General features: G+C 38.2%; 14 protein-coding genes. 2 read left to right on the top strand and 12 right to left on the bottom strand.

Annotated features, from left to right (window positions below; all coding sequences use genetic code 11):
• Positions 1 to 28: 28 nt before the first annotated feature.
• Positions 29 to 2,566 carry a hypothetical protein gene (locus tag DL92_RS0100430; protein WP_026666584.1) on the bottom strand — a complete coding sequence of 846 codons (2,538 nt, stop codon included), beginning with the start codon at positions 2,564 to 2,566 and terminating at the stop codon, positions 29 to 31.
• A gap of 189 nt (positions 2,567 to 2,755) precedes the next feature.
• Positions 2,756 to 3,202, bottom strand: a complete 447-nt coding sequence (locus DL92_RS0100425; RefSeq protein WP_026666583.1) for a helix-turn-helix domain-containing protein — start codon at positions 3,200 to 3,202, stop codon at positions 2,756 to 2,758.
• A 282-nt stretch (positions 3,203 to 3,484) separates the two neighbouring features.
• Here DL92_RS0100425 and DL92_RS20900 point away from each other — a divergent pair, with 282 nt between their 5' ends.
• Entirely contained in the window at positions 3,485 to 3,661 is a 177-nt protein-coding gene (locus tag DL92_RS20900) for a hypothetical protein (protein WP_155833743.1), read from the top strand.
• 126 nt (positions 3,662 to 3,787) lie between these two features.
• On the opposite strand, the gene DL92_RS0100410 is transcribed toward DL92_RS20900, so the two are convergent.
• From DL92_RS0100410 to DL92_RS17775, 6 genes are all read right to left on the bottom strand, one after another.
• The gene (locus DL92_RS0100410; protein WP_026666582.1) at positions 3,788 to 5,092 is read right to left on the bottom strand and encodes a sensor histidine kinase; all 1,305 of its coding nucleotides are present in this window, start codon (positions 5,090 to 5,092) and stop codon (positions 3,788 to 3,790) included.
• Between the two features lies 1 nt (position 5,093).
• Positions 5,094 to 5,816, bottom strand: coding sequence for a LytR/AlgR family response regulator transcription factor (locus tag DL92_RS0100405; RefSeq protein WP_026666581.1), 723 nt, complete (start codon positions 5,814 to 5,816; stop codon positions 5,094 to 5,096).
• Positions 5,817 to 5,992: 176 nt separating this feature from the next.
• Entirely contained in the window at positions 5,993 to 9,091 is a 3,099-nt protein-coding gene (gene lanM / locus DL92_RS0100400) for a type 2 lanthipeptide synthetase LanM (protein ID WP_026666580.1), read from the bottom strand.
• A 20-nt stretch (positions 9,092 to 9,111) separates the two neighbouring features.
• Complete coding sequence (locus DL92_RS0100395) at positions 9,112 to 11,103, bottom strand: ABC transporter permease (protein WP_026666579.1); 1,992 nt, start codon at positions 11,101 to 11,103, stop codon at positions 9,112 to 9,114.
• Positions 11,069 to 11,866 carry an ABC transporter ATP-binding protein gene (locus tag DL92_RS17780; protein ID WP_081816792.1) on the bottom strand — a complete coding sequence of 266 codons (798 nt, stop codon included), beginning with the start codon at positions 11,864 to 11,866 and terminating at the stop codon, positions 11,069 to 11,071. The genes DL92_RS0100395 and DL92_RS17780 overlap by 35 nt, the downstream gene beginning before the upstream one ends.
• A gap of 171 nt (positions 11,867 to 12,037) precedes the next feature.
• Positions 12,038 to 13,729: a peptidase domain-containing ABC transporter gene (locus DL92_RS17775; RefSeq protein ID WP_176756579.1), complete on the bottom strand. Its 1,692-nt coding sequence runs from the start codon at positions 13,727 to 13,729 to the stop codon at positions 12,038 to 12,040.
• Positions 13,730 to 13,953: 224 nt separating this feature from the next.
• Here DL92_RS17775 and DL92_RS19910 point away from each other — a divergent pair, with 224 nt between their 5' ends.
• A complete protein-coding gene (locus DL92_RS19910; RefSeq protein WP_051625185.1) occupies positions 13,954 to 15,306 on the top strand; it encodes a right-handed parallel beta-helix repeat-containing protein in 1,353 nt (450 codons plus the stop codon).
• Between the two features lie 52 nt (positions 15,307 to 15,358).
• Here the strand turns inward: DL92_RS19910 and DL92_RS0100375 are convergent, their stop codons facing one another.
• The 4 genes from DL92_RS0100375 to DL92_RS17765 all read right to left on the bottom strand — a co-directional run bounded on the left by DL92_RS0100375 (position 15,359) and on the right by DL92_RS17765 (position 21,199).
• Positions 15,359 to 16,552: a pectin acetylesterase-family hydrolase gene (locus tag DL92_RS0100375; protein ID WP_026666578.1), complete on the bottom strand. Its 1,194-nt coding sequence runs from the start codon at positions 16,550 to 16,552 to the stop codon at positions 15,359 to 15,361.
• Between the two features lie 70 nt (positions 16,553 to 16,622).
• Positions 16,623 to 17,294 (bottom strand): DUF6320 domain-containing protein, encoded by a 672-nt coding sequence (locus DL92_RS0100370; RefSeq protein WP_034468237.1) that lies wholly within the window; start codon positions 17,292 to 17,294, stop codon positions 16,623 to 16,625.
• A 6-nt stretch (positions 17,295 to 17,300) separates the two neighbouring features.
• On the bottom strand, positions 17,301 to 18,569 hold the full coding sequence (locus DL92_RS0100365; protein ID WP_026666576.1) for a hypothetical protein: 1,269 nt from the start codon (positions 18,567 to 18,569) through the stop codon (positions 17,301 to 17,303).
• A 26-nt stretch (positions 18,570 to 18,595) separates the two neighbouring features.
• A complete protein-coding gene (locus tag DL92_RS17765; protein WP_081816790.1) occupies positions 18,596 to 21,199 on the bottom strand; it encodes a right-handed parallel beta-helix repeat-containing protein in 2,604 nt (867 codons plus the stop codon).
• Positions 21,200 to 21,346 lie beyond the last annotated feature (147 nt).

Here is a 21,346-nt window from a genome sequence, read left to right as displayed (position 1 = left end):
TTAATACTCTATATTATTAAGATCTGTATTATGCTGCTTTCAATTCCTGAGCCTTCTTCTGGCGCTCATCGCGAATCTTCTTTTCTGTTATAAGAAGGATTGCGATAATAAGGAGCCATAACCAGTTGATCTTTATTCCACTCTCTGTATCCATCTCTGCAAGAGCCTTAATATTCTTTGTAGCTCCGATTCCTGCGAAAGCTGCTTCGCTGTTCTCAAGACCAACAAGCTTATTTGTGAACTCTTCGAATTCCTTGTTGTACTTGTTGTATCTCTTTGCTCCGAGGATCTGTCCGAGCATATCTACAGGTGCGATATTTGCTTCTTCTGTGATCTGCTGAGCTTCACCTGCTGCTTCGCCTGCTGTTACTCTTACAGTATTCTCTGATACGTTCTCGTTTGCTGTATTGCTCTGAGCTGTGATAGCTGTTGCTACAGGTGCAACTGTGTTTTCAAAAATCTCTGCAAGTGTTGCAAGTACAACTTCAACAGGATTCTCTGCGATTACTTCTTCTGCAACTGTCTCTGTCTCATATCTTCTGCCTTCGATGTTATTTTCTACGTTGTTGTCTGCTACAACCGGGATTGCTGCTACTGCAGGAACTTCTGTATTTGCAACTGCTTCTGTATTTGCTACTGCTTCAACTACTTCTGAAGCTACTACTGTTTCAACTGCCTCTTCTGCTGCGTTCTCTACAAGAACTATCTCTTCGCTTACGCTTAAGCTCTCCTTGATCTCATCGCGCTTCTCAATAAGTTCATCAAGTTCTGCTGCCGCATTGTCAAGATCCTCTTTTGCGCCTGCAAGGATGCTTTCAAGAATCTGTACTGCCTTCTGTGTCGATCCTGCATTAAGAACTCTTGTCATATCTTCTTCGCTCAAATAATCTCTGAGATCTGCTACAAGATCTGCTGAAATTCTTACTCTGTTCTCTTCGATATTGTCAATGGCATCCTTCAATGCTTCAACCTTATCTGATGCTTCCTCTACCTTATCCTGTGTATCTGCAATGATCTCACCGTACTTCTCATACTTCTCAACAAGCTTTGAAGCATTTTCGATAAATGCCTTAAGTCCTGCATCATCCTTTGTTGAAATTCTGATTCCTTTTGCATTTCCGCTTGTTGTCTGAACAATCTTGCGAGCTGCTGTGCCGTTCATATAGTAAACACCGTCTACAAACTCAATCTCTCCGCTCTCTACGCCTGCCTCAAGCTCATCAATGCACTTAAACTCATTTGTTCCGTCAGCATAATCAAATGAATATACATCATATTTTCCTGAATTTACATCTGCCTTGAACTGGTTTGTAACACTAAAATTTCCGAAGTGATTCTTCTGATATACTGAAGATGTGATATCCTCTTCAGGCTTCTCGTACACTACGATTTCTCTTGAGCTTCCAAGTCTGTACCACTGATCGTTTTCCTTGAACTGTCTGTCTGTTCTGTCGATGTTGAAATAACGCTTTACTGTGTTGTTGTCCTTATCCAAATATGTAACAACAGTATATGAACTGTTCTGGCGGTCAAATCCTCTGAGCATCTCTGTATACTTGATATTTGTTGCATCCTTGTCGATAAAGTTGGGAATGATATATCCGCTTATAATGCTCTCCATGAGCTTGTCCTGTGTCTTCCAGTCTTTGTTCTTGTCTGAAATTTCTTTCTTAGCAAGAATATCTTCAACTGCTGCCTGCTCTTTCTCAAAATCCTCTTTTGCGTTGTCGCAAGCCTCTGAAAGAACTTCTACATTCTTCTTAGCTGCCTCAAGCTTCTGAGCTGCCTTGTTTACATTGCTGTCATCACTCTTAAGGTGCTTAACTGTCTCATCATATACCTTCTGTGCACCCTCGAGCTGTCTCTTTGCCACTTCGAACTTGTCACAAAGTGCTTCGAAAGCAGCTTTCTTTGTCTCAACATTTTCTTTTGCATCTTCTGTGATCTGATCAAGCTTGTCCATTGCCTCGCTTACCTGCTCGGCATCTGCATCTTCACTTGATATTATATCTATAAGACCGTTTGCCTGCTCTTTTGTCTCTTCAACTGTATTAACTACGCTGTTTGCGATTTCCTGAGCTGCTACTGCAGTTTCAACCGTCTCTTTTGCGCTCTCATCTGCTGCGCGGTCTGCTTCGTCAACCTTTACGAGCTCTTCTGTTACTTCGTTGAGCTCAGCTACTGCCTCATTGAGGTTTTCTTCTACCGGAAGGCTCTCTACTGCTTCAACAAATGCCTCAACGCTTTCCTTTGCAACTGCTCCACCGTCTGTAACATCTGCTGCCTCAATTCCTGCTTCCTCATTTCCTTCTGCAATTGCCTCGACTGTCTCAGCAGAGATCTCTACTGCTTCTTCAACTGATTCCTCAGCTGCTGTCTCAGCTTCCATTGCTTCCTCAACTGATTCGTTGTATACTTCTTCGTTTGTGTTTACATCTTCCTGATCATTTTCAATATTCTCAAAAACTTCGCCGTCCATGGCTCTTACATTTACAGTTACTGTTGTTGCTGTGATCATTGTTGCAAGTGCAATTCTGATTACTCTTAAAACTGTATTCTTCTTCATTCTTTACCTCCAAAGTCATATTCGGCGTTTATTTTTTCAACTCATTTTCTCTCGTACACTATTTTTATCGGAGCTAATATTTTTTTCTTAAACGAAAAAAAATTAAAAAAAAATAAACACCCCAAAACCCACATGTTTTAAGGTGTTTACGCTGTCTATTCAATTTATCTCCGCTTCCTCTGATTTGACTTAATTCATACCTTCCTCTCCGTCTGCGGGCTCATCGAGCTCTATACTCTCAATGCGCTCCGTAGTGGTATGCCAAACAGTAGTAAATGCAAAAAAGCTTACTACCATCAGCACAATATATAGAGCCACAATAACAAGTATTGTGATTCCAATCGTTTTCCAGAGCTTCTTACTGCGCCTGTTCTTTATGGCCAGCTGCTCGCTTATCTTGGCAAGTTGCTCCGCAATCTCGTTTTTATCAGCCGCTTCGTTTATTTTTTCTCCAAGGAGCCTGCTTACAGGTGTTTCCAACACATCCGATATCATAGCCAAAAGATCTGCATCAGGAACCGACAATCCCTTTTCCCACTTGCTGACTGTCTGCCTTACCACATTTAACTTTATCGCAAGCTCCTCCTGAGTATAACCTTTTTCTTTTCGCATTGCTCTTAAATTTTCGCTGAACATAGTTGTGTCCTCCTCGTGTATTATAGTATCAGCCTAGTAAAATGTATTCATTGCATCAAGCAACGCAGATTAACATTGTGATTATTCCTACAATTCTAAGTTTTATAGATTACTTTCGCGTAAAAGCATCTTCATCTGAGCCAAGCTCCTATAAATCTCCATTTTTTTACAAATGTCAATACTTGTATCTGATTTTTTTTGAGCTACAATATGTTGTAGGATATAATATATTATATCAAAAAATATGATTAAATGTTATATCCATTGTCAATGGAGGAGGGTATGATTATGAATAACGCCGCAACTATTGAGGCTTCTGATTCTCGTGTCATTCGCAGCATTCTTCGCTCGATGGTAAACGAACATTGGTCTGTTGCCGAGGCTTTGGATGAGTATGACATTCCGGGAGATCTTCGCGACTCCTATGAGGCACAGATTGCGGAATATTTTGTAGACTGATTTATTGACCCAAATTATAAGGCTTTAATAGAGTTTGAAACAACTCTAAAATCAATATCCAACCAACATTAAAGGTCTCTATGATAAAACATATCATAGAGACCTTTTTAACAGCAACAAAACACATCATACTTCCCCGCTCACCAACGGTAAAGTTGCCTTTATGCAAAACTCATAGTCTTTAGCTTCAATATCGAGATTCCCATGGTTTTCATCCAATCTTTTTCTTATATTCGCAAGTCCGAAACCATGATTCTCTTTATCGTCTTTTATAGTTTCTATATTATCCGTATTCTCAATCCGCTCATATTGCATTGTATTTTTTACAATTATTTGAGCATATTTTTTACCCTCTTTAAGAGTCACATTTATATATTTCCTCTTTTCATCGGGTATAAATTTTTGCGCCTCGATTGCATTGACGATCATATTCGAATAAACGGATGACAGTGCGATATCATCTATCTTCAGCTCTTTTACAATCTTTCCTTCCAGATTGATTTCGATTTCCGGATTCAAATTTTCAACATAATAATTCGTAAGCGCATCAATTATACTGTTTCCGGTATGAAAGCCTTTATTAACGAGCGATATTGTCTGATCGTAGAGATTATCTATATATTTATTGAGTTCTTCATACTTTCCCTCATCAATAAATGATTTGATACAGATTATATGATTATTCATATCATGCCTATATTTTTTGGTATCCGTTTCTTTCTCCAAAAGAGACAGATAATAATTTTTCTGCATCTCATTTAGCTCATGCTCCGCTTTCGCATAGTTTTGAACCCGCACTGTCAGCCATTTTTTATACAGAATATCAATTTCCACCAACAATAATGATATTCCGGCAAAACTTGTTATTGTCTTTACAAAAAAACCTTTAAAATATGAGGTCTGTATTAACTTGTAAATAAAAAAAATACATATAAAAATATCAAAACACCCTATCAAAAACACGTAATCAAGTCTTTCAGCGGCTTTTATCTTTTTTTCAACATTCAATATATCCAATATCATTTTTAAAATATAGCCAAAAATGATTATCATTACAAATTCAGATAGAAAACATATAAAAGATTCCATGTACTCTTTTCCAACTGATAGCCAAACACCATCTATGTACCATGTTTCCACTGATAATATCACACAGCTTTTCATAAGCACGACAAGAACTGTACTTTCAAGCTTTGATATCATTTTACTATCAGTAACAAGTAAAGTTATAACAAACGCAATAATAGAAGCAACTGCGCACAAATTTTTAAACTCAACTTTACCATTAAGAGCCATCAGAACCACAAAAAGCACTGCCATTCCAATGACAATAAAATATTGATTCTTAAATTTTATTTTTATACATCGCAAAAGCCAAAGCGATTCAATTAAAGAGAACACAAAAAAGATCATCGTTAGTCCAATAGCCATGTCAGTCTCCAAAACTCAGATCATATTCCACATATGCCCGCTCAAATTTAATGCGGTTTCTTCTTGATATCTCTAATTCTTCTCCATTTATCAGCTTTACAATATTTTTAAAAAAACCGGATATATTCTTAAAGCCGACAATATATTGCCTGTGTATCCTAAAAAACAATCGATCGTCCAGCTCTTTTTCAATCTGCTCCAATGACATATTTTTGGTAAACACATCATTCGCTGTGTAGATCTGTATATATCCGTTATAAGATCTTATATAATAAATCTCATTTTGAGCAATATTGTATTTAATTTTATTCTGGTAAACTTCGATTGTGCTGTTTCCGACAGTTCTGCTTACCGCAGATACTATAGCTTCTCTGATTTCCTCTTGTTGCAACGGCTTGTTGAGATACCTGTGAGCATAGAACCTAAAAGCTTCACTGTACCTTTTTTCATTGCTTGTTGCAATTATGATCCTGCACTCGGGATTTCTTTCAAAGATAATTTTTCCGGCTTCCATGCCATCCATCTCAGGCATTTCCACATCTAAAAAGACAATATCAATATTTTCAATTTTTTCAAGTAAATCTTTTGCCGAACAATACACTCTGATATCAAAATACTCATCATCATCCCCGTATAGCTTATGTAGTATTGTTCGTATTTTTTTTTCGATGATCTTACATATCTGCAATTCATCATCACATATTCCGATAACTGTTTTTTTCATAACAAAAATCTCCCATTTTGTTTTTTAGATTATTTTATATAAAATATAAAATCAATCAGCAGTCATTTCGGTGCTACTACGATGACAGTGCACTGTTATTATAATACCGAAGAACAAAAATAAAAAGAGATATTCATTGAAGTTCCCTAATTTCAACAAATATCTCTTATATTATTCTAAAATGCCAATATGCTCTTTACTTTTTCAGATGCGGCGCATCTTAATGCAGAATAACCAAAGCCGGTGCTTCCAAGCATCAGCCCGACAACGTCTCCGCCCCTGAATGCCCGGCCGTTATACAGTCTTGTAAGATTTTTATCAAATGTAACATCATAAGTTGCATGGCATCGTTTCTTTAAACTTTCATCGCCCATCACATCTGCGGCGGCACCGATAATATCGATGTTTCCTATATCACCGTGGCAATAGCAATGTGTACAACCTATAGAGAGCTCAATAGTTCTTTTTAATGCAATATCAAATTCTTTATCCAGTAATTCATCCGTATAGCCGCTCTTTTTAAGAAAGACTTTCTCAAGAAGGATACCGGGTGAACCATGGCACCATCCGTTTCCTATCTCATCCATATCCGTGTTGGTAAACCAGTTTTCTTTTTCCACGCAATAAAAGCTTCTTTCATACGAAAGCATGGCACCTATCATCTTATCTATCTTCTTCGTATCCAATATATCTCTGACTTTTGCAAGCTGCGCTATAATTCCCGCAACACCGTGAGCATATCCAGAATAGCGGCTGATATCATCCGTACCAATCCAGTTTATTTCATCTTTATCACTGCTAAACAGTCTGTCAGACATCTTGCGAACAATCGCTTTTATTATCTCCAAAGTCTTATTTTGATATCCGATTCCGTCTCTGTAGATGTAGTTTAAGACCTGGATTCCACCTGCATCTCCCTGCATAACGTCATAAAACTCAGCTTCATCCACTCTTTTTCTTATGATATCAAGCATCTCGTCAATTTCTTTATCGATCTGCGGATTCTGAAAGAGCTTATTTGCATCATACATAAAAAGCAGATATCCTGATATCCCGTTATAACTGCCAAGATTAATACTCTTTTCATTACCAAGCATATTGACCTTGTATCTTATCGCTCTTAAGCAATCTTTGGTTGCATCTATATAACGCTCTATCCCCGTAAGTTTTGCAAGTTCTAAGAGAAACATACCTATTCCCGTGATGCCTGCATACATATTGTATGAAGCAAATCCCATCTCACATAATTTATCGCTGTTACCCTTTAGGAAACTTGTAAGCCAACCTCTGTACTTCTCCCCCTCAATGTCCATCTCTATAGAATAATCAATGAGATAATCCGCAACCTTTTTTGCAAAATCAATACACTTATTCTTATTATCTTTTTCTTTATTACTTATTTCTTTCGAAGCATCCGAGAAAACCACGCCTGAAATATCTGCTTCATATGTACTTTCCTTTAATCTGTATGAATCCTCTACATAATGAATCTGCTGCATCATGTCTCTGTTACTGAATTTCAGTATCTTTTTCTCAACAGCATCAACGGGTGATTCCTTTATCAATCCGGCAATTGTATGCCCATTACATTTAACATCTTTTCCCCCGAGTTTGCATGTAAAATACGGAACATCATTATCAACAAGGCTCTCACATTCATGTGGAACAATGCTTAGGTATTCCTTTGTCGCATTTATTGATATTCTGGACAGCAACACTCTTCTGCTTATGTCATCACTAAGAAAATCGGGATGTATGCTCGTTTCAAGAAGTCGTCCGTAAATGTTCGTTGCACGCATGAGAATCCTAACCGTTGTATCTTTGAAATTATCTCTAATATAATCAAGTACCTCTTCTCTGTTTTCCAGAACCCATTTATAGACTGCCGTAAAGCCTTTTATAATTTCATCTTTATATTCAATTCCTTCATAAATCTTCCCTTTATACGAAGGGCAGTTAAACGCCTTTGGAATATAATGGTATACCCTCCTAAGCTTAACTTCATCAGAGTTTGCTTTTACAAAATCAATGGATTTATACGGATATTTACAATCAGCCACACTGCTAAGGCCTCCGACGTCAACTCGCTCTGCACCTTCTTCGCTTCCCAAAATAAAATATGGCAAAAGTCCTGTTGAAAGTGTCGATTCAAATATATGCTCCCTTGCGATCTTACCTATAAGATCCTCCGATGCATTATTTCCGTTCTCACACCCTTTTATAACGGGATGCATCAAAGTTTCCGTATCTATCAAAACAGGATATTCTCCGTCCGCAATGATATTTTCGTAGTGGCAGTCCACTCCGTTTAGCATGTACATAATTCCAAGTATCTGCCCTGCACGGTAAAAGAATCTGCCTACCCCGCTTTTTGTCTTTACTTCATTATTCCTTACGTAGAAAGCCCATGAATAGCTGTTAAAAGACATACATTCTGCTGCCTTTAGATCAAGCATATCCCCATTTTTCTTATGATTTACCCATTTGATAAACTCACTGAAATTCTTATCAAGTTCAAGAGAATGCGGCTTATACAAGACCTGCATCTTATTTGATAAAAGAACTCTCGCAACACTTTTCCCGTTATGCTTATCACCGCTTCCAATCTTTATGGAAACAATGTCTATATCATCATTTTTGCTTATTTCAAGCTTTTTCTTAAGTTCTTCCTTATCCTTGTAAAAGTTTCTTATAATCTCCTCACAATAAGCAAAACAGTGTTCTGTCATTTTCATTGCAAGGCGCACAAACTCATAATAGTTGTCATACAGTTCTCTTAGCATGTTAACATCTGAAAGAATAGTTTCCTCATAATAGCGAAATTTTTCTTCATGATCTGCTCCTATAAGCTTCCCTGCATCTTTCATGTAATTGACGTCAAGCACAAGAAATTTGATTGCATATCTTGATATTTCTTCAAGATTGTTCATCATCACGCAGTCAAAGCTGACTTTTGAATTAAGCGCCGTTATCCTGTCATAGTATTTCCAAAAGCAGTAATTGACGATAGGTCTAAAAAAGTTGTAATAAGAAATCGAAGATTTACACCTCTTTTCAAACTCAAATATCTCTTTATTCATCGGAAGTAAAAAGATATCATCTATCATCTTTAATACATCTTCTTTGTTATAGAACCTATTGTTCTGAACTCTGTTTAAAAGCTCGTCAATGCCTTCTCCCCAGGCATTTTTTAGAAAACCATCGATCTTATCTTTTTGCGGTGCTTCCGGATATAATGTAATCCAGTATTTGGCCATTTTGTCTTTTAACTCCATATTCATCCCCCTCGTAAATTTCAGTCTTTATGAAGAACCATATTGATATATACCTTGCATGAGCCAAGATACATGATCACATAAACCAAAAAGATTGCTATACAAAATGCAGATATACATCTCCCTGCAAAAGCTACATCTGTAAGCATAAATAATTTGAGCACGTCGCATATAATCCCAAAGCATGCGGCAACATGAATAAATGCCATTACAATAGGGATAAAAAACAATATCCCGCTCTCAGCAAAAATACTCTTTTTAATCTCGCCATCACTCATCCCTATCTTTTGCATTATCTTCACATTATCAAGATCATCCACGGCTTCCTGTATCTGCTTGTAATACATAATAAAGATCATGTATATCACAAATATCAGGCTGATAAACGTTCCAAGAAAAAGAAATATAGCATTTCTCTCATATCTGGTCCTTCTCTGAGTAATATTACTGTCAAAATAGTTAACAGAATCGATTTTCCTAAGTTCCTCGTCAAGAAGCCTGTCAACCTCCATCTTATCTTCCGTGGATCCTGATGTAGAATAATCAACACAATGAGAAATCAATCTATGAACACCTTGATTCTCCATATGCTCACGTATCATTTCAATCGTCGTATAATCTTTTGTTATTACATAAAACGAATACGCATATTTTATATTGTCTATTTCTGAGAAAGCAGGTCCATCGATAATTTCCTTAACTTTCATTTTCTTGCCATAAACATCTATATATTCATAGGAACCCGGGCTTACTTCTTCATCGGATATGAAAAAAATCTCATCATCTTCTAGTGACAAATCTGCATTCTGATATTTATTAAAATCATCAAGATCCATAAAACACAGAATATCCGGAAGCGTTCTTACGGGTACGTTATCATTTGAAAAACTGCCTTTTGCTTCATCAAATACTGTAGGAAACGCATATTCGTCGTATGCTCTAAGAATCTCGATTTCAGTGCCCGCTTTACTTGCAACATTCCTTACTATATTTTCAACAGCATCCCGATCTTCTTTTTGTTTTGTAATTATATCTCCGTCAACTTTAAAAGCCGCACTTGCCTGCCTGTCAGTTCCCATATATAAGGAAACAGTGGTCGCACCGCCTATAGCCACACATGAAAAAAGAATATTTATGACAACAAGAGAAAGCGCATTGTTTCCGGTCCTTGCTATAAGCTTTGCTATTGTTGTAAAAAATCTATTTTTATAATAAATGTTATCCCTTTTCTTAAGCGCAAATTCAATCGCTATGACAAGACAGGATATCACAAGATAGCTTCCGCAAAAGATAATGACAAGTGCTATGAATATGGTTGATATGCTGTTTACAAAATCATCGATCACATTCACATAGATATATGCGCCCGCGATCATGGCAATTCCAATAATTCCTTTTACAATATCCGAAGTTCTGAGCTTTTTTACAACCTGATCCGAGTTCTCATCTTTTAATAAAGTGATCACATTCTGAACGCGTATGTTTCTCATATTCTTTAAAAGAATTATTGCGTCAATAAAAAAGAAAATTATCATTGTGATCCATACATTTTTAAGATCAAACCCGGTCTCATACTGCGCATTGCATTTCATCAAAACAAACAATGATTCATATATGTATTTTTGAAGTATCACTCCGACCAAAAGTCCCGCAAATATCGATGCAAGATATATATACAATGCTTCATATGCAAGGATACTACTTATATGCCCCGGCTCAAGTCCCCAGACTGCATAAAGTCCCATCTCTTTACGTCTTCTCTTCTCAAATATCCTATTGGTATAGTTTTTAAACACCAACGTGATCAATGATAAAAAGACGCATCCAAGATACAGCATAAGCACTAATGCCGAATACCCTTTGGCATTTTTAAGCCCCGGATTTGTCGCCATAAAAATATACAGATATAACGTCATAACCGTAAAAGCACTGACAATCAGATTCGCTGTATGTAATTTTCTATTCTCATAAATATTTTTAAATGCTATTCTTGCCCAAAAAAACTGTTTCATAGTGGCTTTCCTTTCCGCTATTATATAAAAATGAAGCTATTTCCTTCTCAAACTCAATATCATCCTTTTCACCTTTATCCAACGTATTCCCAATAACTCCATCCTTTAAAAACAAAACTCTTTTTGCTTTTGAAGCCGACTTAATGCTATGAGTTACCATTACTATTGTTTGCCCCCAATTATTAAATGCCTTAAACAATTCCATCAGTTGTTCTGAATTATTTGAGTCTAATGCTCCCGTAGGTTCATCTGCCAATACAATCTGTGGATTACATATAAGTGCTCTTGCTACCGCTGTTCTTTGCTTTTCTCCACCTGATATTTCATAAGGAAATTTATCCAATAGCTTTGTTATACCTATTTTTTCAGCAATATCATTAACCCTTTCATCAATCTCTTTCTTCTTTGTATTTAAAAGCACAAGCGGAAAAGCTATATTATCCTTAACTGAAAAGTAATTTAAAAGATTGAAATCCTGAAACACAAACCCAAGCTTTTCTCTTCTAAATGCACATATCTCTTTTTTCTTCATATTCGAAATATTTAATCCACCAATAATAACTTCACCACTTGTTGGAACATCCAATGAAGCTATTATATTCAAAGTAGTTGTTTTCCCCGACCCAGATTCCCCCATAATAGCTATGAAATCACCGTCATCTGCCTCAAAATTAATACCCTTCAAAGCATCATATTTTACATTGCTTTTTTTTGTACAATAAGTTTTGTGCAAATTTCTTAGCTCTAACATTTTTTTTTCCATACTCTTCCTCCTCGTAAATCATATACAAATAAAAGAGGTAGACTATCTCCCCCCTTTTATAATGTTTTCACCGCTACAGAGTTGCTAATATATCTATTATAATTACTCAAGCTCATTTATTCCCTTTAATTCTACTAACGGCGCTTAACCACATACAAACGGCACTTAACTTTATACCGCAGCCTTATCCGATTCAATAATCTGATTATCATAAAGTTTCGTATATACGCCATTTTTCTTCATAAGCGCTTTATGGTTTCCTTGTTCAACAATTCTTCCATCCTTCATTACATAAATAACATCCGCATCCACTATAGTGGATATTCTATGAGCAATAACAATCCTGGTACAACCTATAGATTTTAGATATTCAGAAATTCTGCTTTCATTTATTGTATCCAAAGAACTGGTTGCCTCATCCAAAAGCAAAACATTTGGATTATTGACTATAGCCCTTGCAAATCCAATTCTTTGCCTCTGCCCCCCGGATATATTGGTTCCCATATCAGAAATAATCGTATTATATTTCATTGGCATTTCTTCAATTTCACCATTTACTTGAGCTATCTCAGAAGCTCGCTCTATCATCTCCGGAGTAATATTTTCCCTCGACATCTCAATATTGTTGTAAATTGTATCATTCAATAAGATCACATCTTGAGGCACTACTCCCATCTGCTTTCTAAGAGTTTTCTTGTTTAATTCACTAAACTCGATAGAATTATATAGTAAGTTGCCTTTTGTAGGCGCATATATTCCCAAAAGCACTTTCCCAAGAGTTGATTTTCCAGATCCCGAAGCGCCAACTATAGCAATCTTTTGATTAGGCATAATTTTCATTGAAATATCTTTTAATACAGGTTCTGAATGATTAGTAAAAGCAAAAGATACATTTTTTAATTCAATGCTACCATTACACGTAATCTCCTTACCGTCACATAGATAATCCTCTTCCCTCTCTTCAATAATCTCATAAATCCTTTCCAAATACTGGCTTGAAAGAAGAAAATCATCCATAGATGAAAAAATCTGTACACATACCGCCATAAAAGTGTTACCAGCAGAATAAAGCGCAATCACCTCACCTATGCTGATTTCACCATTAACATAAAAGAACATACTCAACATCAATATCAATATAGGTACAATCTGATTAAAAGAAGCAATAAACGTACTATGAATATTGCTTCTTTCAGTAGTTTCAACATGCCTGTCCAAATTTCTGTTAAAATGTTCTTTCCATTTTTTATAGATATCATCCTCTGTACCGCTTATCTTGATATTTGCGATTGAATGTACAAGTTCAGATTGAATGGTCTGAAGCTTACTTGCCGTACTTATCTCCGCCTGATTCGTCTCAAGAATCTTTCTTCGGGTATACATAATGGAAAAACCACAAAACACCGCAAAAGAAAATGCAACAATAGCAATATATGGTGACACAACAATAAGATAAACCTGCAAAACAAGTAACGTTCCACAATTCATAAGAAAAGTTATAATTCTCTGTGTAAACATATCTCTTATTATTGACAGACTCTGTATTCTGAATATTATATCTCCATGAGATCTCAATTCAAAAAACTTTAATGGCAACTTCAACATATGTGAAAAGAGATTCTCACCTATCTCTTTATCAAGCAATTTTGCAAATATTATTTTCTTTTTTCCTGACAGATAGACCGTCAAAATATATATAAGCGCCAATATCAGTACCGCATAAAGCCATAACAATACATCTGTAAAATTTACGCCATTTCCCTCATTTACAAAATCAATCACCTTCTGGATCATTATGGGCATAAACAACGTAAGAATAACAAAAAACGGCAACTGTTTTAAGCGGTATCCATAAATTAGCAAACGGTAAATCGCCATGTTTTTATACTTTTCAAAACAGTAAGCATATCAAAATTAGTGCGACAGTCTCTTATTTATTTCAGGAAACAGAATTTTCACATTTGCATGTTACAATTTGTTAAACAGAATTTAAACTTACATTGTACTGAGTCAAAGCACTGCTTGATCGATCAGTTGTGCTTTTTACGCAGCAGTGCAATAGTAATCAACAACAGAAAGGTGATAACATGAAAAGAAAGTCTAGTTTTATTGTTGCAGGAATGTTAATTTCACTTGCAGTATCAAATACTCTCCCGGTTTTATCAATTGATATACATGCTGAAGATGGCTTAAAGCAATGCGCAGTTATCGTAGGCAAGGAAGATAAAAAATTTAAAACGATCTCAGAAGCCGTAAAGAAAGCTTCCGCAAACGATACGATTAAAGTTTATCCGGGACTTTACCCTGAAAAAATAAATGTTTCGACCAATAACATTAAAATCGTCGGCGAAGACGGTGTCGTAATCGGAAACGACGGAAACAAACAAACCGTTAAGCCTGATGAAGACGGCGAGGCACTTTTACATATAAAAGGTGATAACATAGAAATCTCAAATCTTGAATTTGCCAATTTTAAGATCAAAGGACCTTCTGATTCAGTATGTCCAAAGGCAATCGACATTGACGGACCTTCAAATCACGTTACAATTTCTAATTGCAAGGTTCATGACATAGGTGTTGTATACACCGACGATAGCGAAGAATACAATGCGCACGGAATCATCGCAGGAACAAGTCCAAGCAAACCTATTATAGATGTGACGATAACAGGCTGCGAATTATACAATCTTACTTTAGGTCAGAGTGAAGCTCTTGTTGTAAACGGAAATGTCGATAAGTTCAATATATTCAAAAACTACATACATGACTGCGATAATATCGCAATCGACGCAATCGGTTATGAGCGTGACAAAAATAGCGAAAAAGACAGAGCCCGCAATGGTGAGATCAGCGAAAATACCGTTGTAAACATTTCTTCCAAGAACAATAATGCATACGGCGGTGATATAAGCGCAGGCGGAATCTATGTTGACGGCGGATGTGACATAAACATTCGTAACAACTACGTTCAGGGAGCAGACATTGGCATTGAAGTCTCAAGCGAACATAAGAAAAAGACCGTCACAGGTGTCAAAGTATACGACAATGTCCTTGTAAATAACAACGGATGGGCAGGTATCTGCATCGGAGGTTCAGATCCCGATGATAATGGAGATGCAGCAAACAACCAGATTTATAACAATACAGTTTATAATACAAAAAGTGCATGCTTACGTATCCAGAATGCTCATAACAGCAACAATAAGATCCAGAAGAACATCTTTATCGCAACAGACTCTGCAAAAGCATATTCTGAAGAATGCGGCAAAAACAGTAGCGGCAATACAGTAAATCAAAACATGTCAAACGCTAAGATGAGCGCCGGCGGTAATTCAACATTCAAACTCAAAGGTGCATCTACAACAAACATGACTCTTGAAATTGCATCATCTGATGACCTCAGTGGTTATGGTGCTGCACGAACAAAGTTTGTAAAATAACTTTTTGTAGATAACGAAAAAAAGCAGTCACTGCGAAAATTGCAGTGATTGCTTATTTTTTATCCTCAAGAAGTTCCATCCCAACATCATAAACCTTACCGTCAACAGCATCTTTAAGCCACTGCGCCATAGTCACTCCATCCTGCGTAAAGCTTGCAAACTGCATATCTCTTACGCTCGTATGGACTGTCCCGCCCTGCGTTATAAATGGAAGTTTCCAGTTGTTTATAAAGATTCCGAACGACGGATTCAGCTCTTTTAACTCATGAACCATCTCAATGAGCTGTCTTCTGTACTCTTCCTGCACCTGCTGATCTGTCTTGTACTGCTTATTTATAATGTCGTTGTAGTAGGCACTAAGCAGGAAGTCTCTGTCCGAACTCGAATACAGATACCTGAATCTGTCACCGTATTTTGCATAAAGAGCTCTGTACCAATCAAGAGTGATATTCTCGGTGTTAATGCTCTTCCAGATTTCTTCTTTGGTCTTCCAGATATTCTTCGCAGTGCTTCTCCACTTGTTATAAAGAAGCTGTCCGCTGTCGGAAAAAAGAGTTATATCTTTTGCTTCCGGATAATAGTCGTCCACTATCTCACCCGAAAGAGCCGGAATTGCAAAAGCACCGGCAGAATTTCCCGCTATAAGGATTTCTTCAGGTGAAGGAAAAAGTCTTTTTGCAACCTTCATACTCTCAAGGAAATTTGTATATCCGTGGAAATGAAGGATTTCGTCCTTTCCATCCTCAGAGACATACGGATACTCATTGTTACCGACATGGAAATCGCCCGTTGCGTAAGTTACGACAACAAAGCTCCAGTCTCTGAACGGATTTTTTTCAGAAGATACATCTGTTATCCCGAAGTTTATATTCATAATCTGGGTAACAGGTCTTAGATTGTTCCAATAATAGTTGGGAAGTCCGGCGGCGAGCTTAGCCCCCGTGACAGGTCTTGCCGCCGTATATTCATTCCATGCAACTCCGCCGCCTGAAAAGAAAATGCAGAGTTTATCAGGGTTTCCTATCTTCACATAAATATAGTATTCGGAGCCATCTCCGGAAATACCGTTTTCCAAAGACACTCTGTACCACTTAAGTTTTTCGGGATTCTCAGGGAGTTCTTCCGCCAGGTGATTTCGCTGAACTATTGCTTTTTCAAGCCTGTTCTCGACAAAGTCGCCAAACTTAGCTGCAAAAACCACTCCGTGCTTTATATTTTTTTTTGCGGTTCTGTCTCTTAAACGCATATTCTCCCCATGAAATTACAATCACTACGTGATATACGAATTGCTCCGCGACTTCGTCGCTCTCGCAATTCTACATGTTGAACATTTTTTCCGAAGCCTTCTTCAGGTCGCGGAATCTGAATATAAGTACGCCTGCAAGAAGGATCATGTAAAGCATGATACTGATGCCTGTAGGCCAGAAATTCTTTGTGATTCCCTTTGTGACGCATATTATCTGTAATACAGTCATAATAAGGTCAAATAAAAGGTAAAAAATGTATTCGTCAAATCTAAGCTTTATGCAAATAGCAATAACAAATGTCAAAACGCCGAGTGCCATAAGTGTGATCGGCACAACCCAGTCTATGCTCCAGCCGTAAAAGCCTGTGTTGTAATCGATATAAATATCTGCGATTATCGCAACTATAGCTTCCCACGTTATCAGTTTAAGGATATTGTTCCTGAAATAAACCGTTGCGAGAACTGCTATCCACGCTCCCAGAATTCCAAGAAAGATCGGCCCCAAAAACGAAACCGCTTCTCCCATCATTATGTTAAGCGAAATCAAGATTATCTCAAGCACGGCACAAATGAACGTCGTCATCTTCATTATCGTGATGTGACTCATCTTTTTCTTTTTAAGAGTCGGAAAAGAAGCTGTTACATCCTCGCCGCCTTCAACTTCCTTCAAAGGTCCCTGGCACATAGGACAACAGGTCTTTTTCCCCCTTATCTTTATCTTACATTTTGGACAATACTGCATAATAAATCACTGCTCCTCATCGTAGTCGTTGGTTCCAAGTTCCACTTCCATTCCCATTTCCGTAAGTAACCTGAAGAAATTAAGCATTACCTTGTGTGTCTTAAATGGTGAAACCTCTCCGAATACCATTTTATCCATATATGAGCAGACTGTGATCTGTTGCGACTGTGCAGTCATGAATGCACTGAATCTGTCTATATAATCCGCAACCGCATCAGGCATCTTAATCTGTCCGAGGTTGGACATCGAGCTTGTGATGCCCCTCTTCGCGTTTTTGTCAAAAAATCCGATTCCGATATTTTTAATTGGAAGCGGAATAACCTTTATTCCTATGTTATGCTCCAAAGCAGAATAGGAATTCATCGTCTGCTCAATGCTTTCGGGCGAGAGCTTTTCTTTAAAACTCTTATCAACAAAATCAATTATTGTATTAAGCTCGCCGTCGCACTTAGCCGGATTGTAGTCGATACTTATAACGCCAAAAAAGTTTCTTGCCGTTCCGCTCTTAAAAAAGTTTCTGAGATTTACGGGAACGCTCACAACAATGTGCTTTCTTTTCTGAATCCTGTTCATTCCCATAAGAACAGCCTTTATATAGACTGCAACGCACATAACTCCGACCGTCGTGTTGTGCGCTTTGGCCGCCTCATAGAATTTTGAAGAGGAGACCGTTCCCTCAACAAGATGCGGAAGAAGGTCATTGTCGATTTCTCCGCTGATCTGATACGCTTTCACCGAAGACATCTCTTTTAACTGTTTAAGACCTTTTTGCTTGCTGTAAAAATCTCCGAATGCGTCCACATTCTTTTCTTCAAGAGAAAACTCATCCACAGGCTTGATATCTGCATCAATTCCATGTTTCTCCTGAATATATCGTATAATGAGGCTTCTAAAGAACATAAACGCCCCCGTTCCATCCGCAAGCACATGGAACATCTCAAGATTTATTCTCTTTTTAAAATAATTTACTCTGTATAAAAGATTTTTTCTTCCCGGATAATAAAGTGGCATGCAGGCAGGAGTCTTCTCCTCTTCCACAACCGCTTTAAGATCGCTGTCTTCAAGATAGTACCAAAAAAGACCTCTGTGAAGCACACAATTAAAAAAAGGGAACTCCTCAATTGTCTCATCCAGCACTCTTTGAAGTATCTCTCCGTCAATATTCTCTTTTAACTCACAAGTTATCCTAAAAACTCGTGTATTTGCTCCTCGTGCGGTTGACGGAACAATCTTAGCCGCATTATCGAGTTTATACCAGTTGCTGCTTTTATTCATTTAAAAACTCTATCCTCAAATTTAAGTTAATTTAGGTGTTCGACTCTCTCGGTAACAACTTCCATAGTACCCCTACTTATCCTGTAAAGTACATCCTCAAGAGAAATAAATTTTTTCCCTCTGATGAACTTAAGGTTCTTGGGCGTAAATCTCATACTTATAGCCCTATCACCAAGTCCTTCGTTCACCTTGTTCTGTATTGTCTCGCAGGTGTCCGCAGCGTCATGCGCAAGACTCTTATTAAGTATGCACAACAGCGTTCCCGCGGTTCTCACAAGCCCTTCAGCATTTGCATCCTCGCTCATATCAAGAGACTGAAGCGCACCAATGGACCATTTCTTGATATTATGATAAATTCCGTACTCGCAGTCAAGTTCTACCAGTTTTTCCGCCAAACTGTCGTAGAGCCAGACTTCGTTTCCCTTTACAAACATATCGCTCACTTTAAAGAGCTCTCCGTCATACGGGAAGCTTATTACGGCATTCATTCCGCCTGTGAGCACAATATTTGCATTAATCTCGGTAACGTCAGACTCAGCGCCGCTTAAGTCTGCCTTCCACTTATCCTCGATTCTTATCTTCTCTTCATGACCGATCTTGGATGAGGCGTCATCCGGAGTCTGTACCGTAAACCTGTCTGTTCCGCACTCCTCAAACGGTCCCGAAACAGGGAATCTTCCCCTCTTTCTTCCGAAATAATCCCGGTCAAAAGAAATACTGCTTCCGTCAGGATTTTCAAATCGCTGCTCAGGCTCAAAGGCCAGTCCCAGAACTTCAGAATTGACAGGCATTGCAAGCCCCCTCGGAAGGAACTCGTACAGATTGGTATGAATGGTATATCTTCCGTCGCTTTCATCAATATAAAGACTGATCTTGTGATCCTTGTCAACATGCGCCGCAGGTTCATGGTCACATGCTCTTGCTCCGTTGTAATAAGCATTTCCGCCAAAATACACCGGAAGCTTGTCGTAATAAGGATCCGTAGAACCGTATTCTTTTATGACATTCTTTCCAAAGCGTGAAAAATACTCGGAAGCCTGAGGATACTCGTTGTAAGGGATTGTTCCGCAGATAAAATTATTTTTATCCATGGTATCCGAATTCTGTGCAACGCAATAATCCACAAGATCTCTTCTCACTTCTTTCTGAATGAAAATGTTGTTATAAAATCTTGCATCGCCGTGAAGGATTGTCATGAATCCCGCAATCTTGGTCGAATGCGGAACATGATACGGCGTAAATCTCGGTGAAGGGAATTTTTTACTCATATCTCCGCAACCCTCTCCCACATATGTAAAAGAGCCCGCGATAAGATTATGGACAAATGCTATTCCCTGCGTCGATATCCTCGCTGCAATATCTGACAAAAAGAGATTGTGATCAAGAAGCGTCGGTCCGTGAGAGACTTCTACGAAAACATCCTCTCCCAGAGACAATCCATTTTCTATTATAGTACCTTTCGGCGGAATATTGTCATGCAAAAAATTCTGCGACACTCTTGTTCCCTGAGCTTCCCAATCAAGCCAGATGCCCCTCGTACAATGATCGATATGATTCCTTCTGATACAGGTATCTATCGCGGCATGAAGCTTGATACCGGCAATCTCCGCTCCCGCAAGGTTGTGCTTTATATTGATATGATGGATATGATTATCCTCGATAATACTGAAAGCACCGCCCATGTGACCGACAATTCCCGTCTGTCCGCAGTCGTGAATATCACATCGTCTTACAATATGAGATCCTATCGTCTCTTTATCCCAGCCTTCATTTACCGCCTGACACACGGTATCTCTCTGGGTCTGCGATCCGATCTTCAAATTATAAGTTGACCACTTATTGTTGTTTCCTCTCTGGAAATACTTACCGAGACTGATTCCGCTGCATTTCGACTCCGAGATCTCGCAATCTTCGATTATCCAGCCTTTTGCCCAGTTGGGGCCGACCATTCCTTCCTGAAAAGCGGTCGGTGGCGCCCACTGAGTAGCCGCTCTTGTTATGCAAAATCCTCTTAAGGTAATGTAATTTATTCCGGTCTCCTCCGGGAAAAAACATGACCTTCTGACCGAGATCTCTACATTTTCATAATTGGGGTCTTTGCCCATAAAGTTCGCGTAAATAACCGTAAAGTTATCTTCCTGCGCCGTATACCACACATACTCGGTATAGTCCGGCTCCCATGACCTGTTATCCTTTTGCGGATGCATACAAAAAGAAAGGTCAAATACTTCAAGCATGGACCTTTTGTTTAAATATATCTCTCCTGTGTGCGATGGATTCTTGGGATCATCGATGAACCAATCCCCGTGAACTAATGTTGTGAACGGATTATAATCTCCGAAATAGCTGTTAGGTATTCTGACACGCCAGACGTTCTCAAAAGCCTCCCAGCCTTTTATCTCCTCAGAGCCTGTGATAACGGCTCCTCCATGTTCTGTACTTAAATATGTAATTCGCTTATCTTCCGTTCCCGAATTTCGAGGTTTAACCCACTCTCTGTATATACCCGGGGCAACTACGACCGTATCTCCGGGGCGGGCTTTATCAGCGGCCTCCGAAATAGTCATAAACGGATGATCTAGCGATCCATCCCCACTTCTGGACACATTACCGGCAACGTAAATCTTCATACTCCCTCCAATCCTGAATTGATATTCAGATGTACATGTCATTTCGGTTGTATCCCCAAAAAAGATACAATATAATTATAGCATGATATTTTAAAAGGAGTATGCCATGGCAAGAATGAAATTTATTTATGCGATCGCCATATTGGC

Source organism: Butyrivibrio sp. AE2005, assembly GCF_000686965.1.
In the GTDB taxonomy this organism is placed as follows: domain Bacteria; phylum Bacillota; class Clostridia; order Lachnospirales; family Lachnospiraceae; genus Butyrivibrio; species Butyrivibrio hungatei_A.
This window is presented reverse-complemented; position numbering and strand designations above follow the sequence as displayed.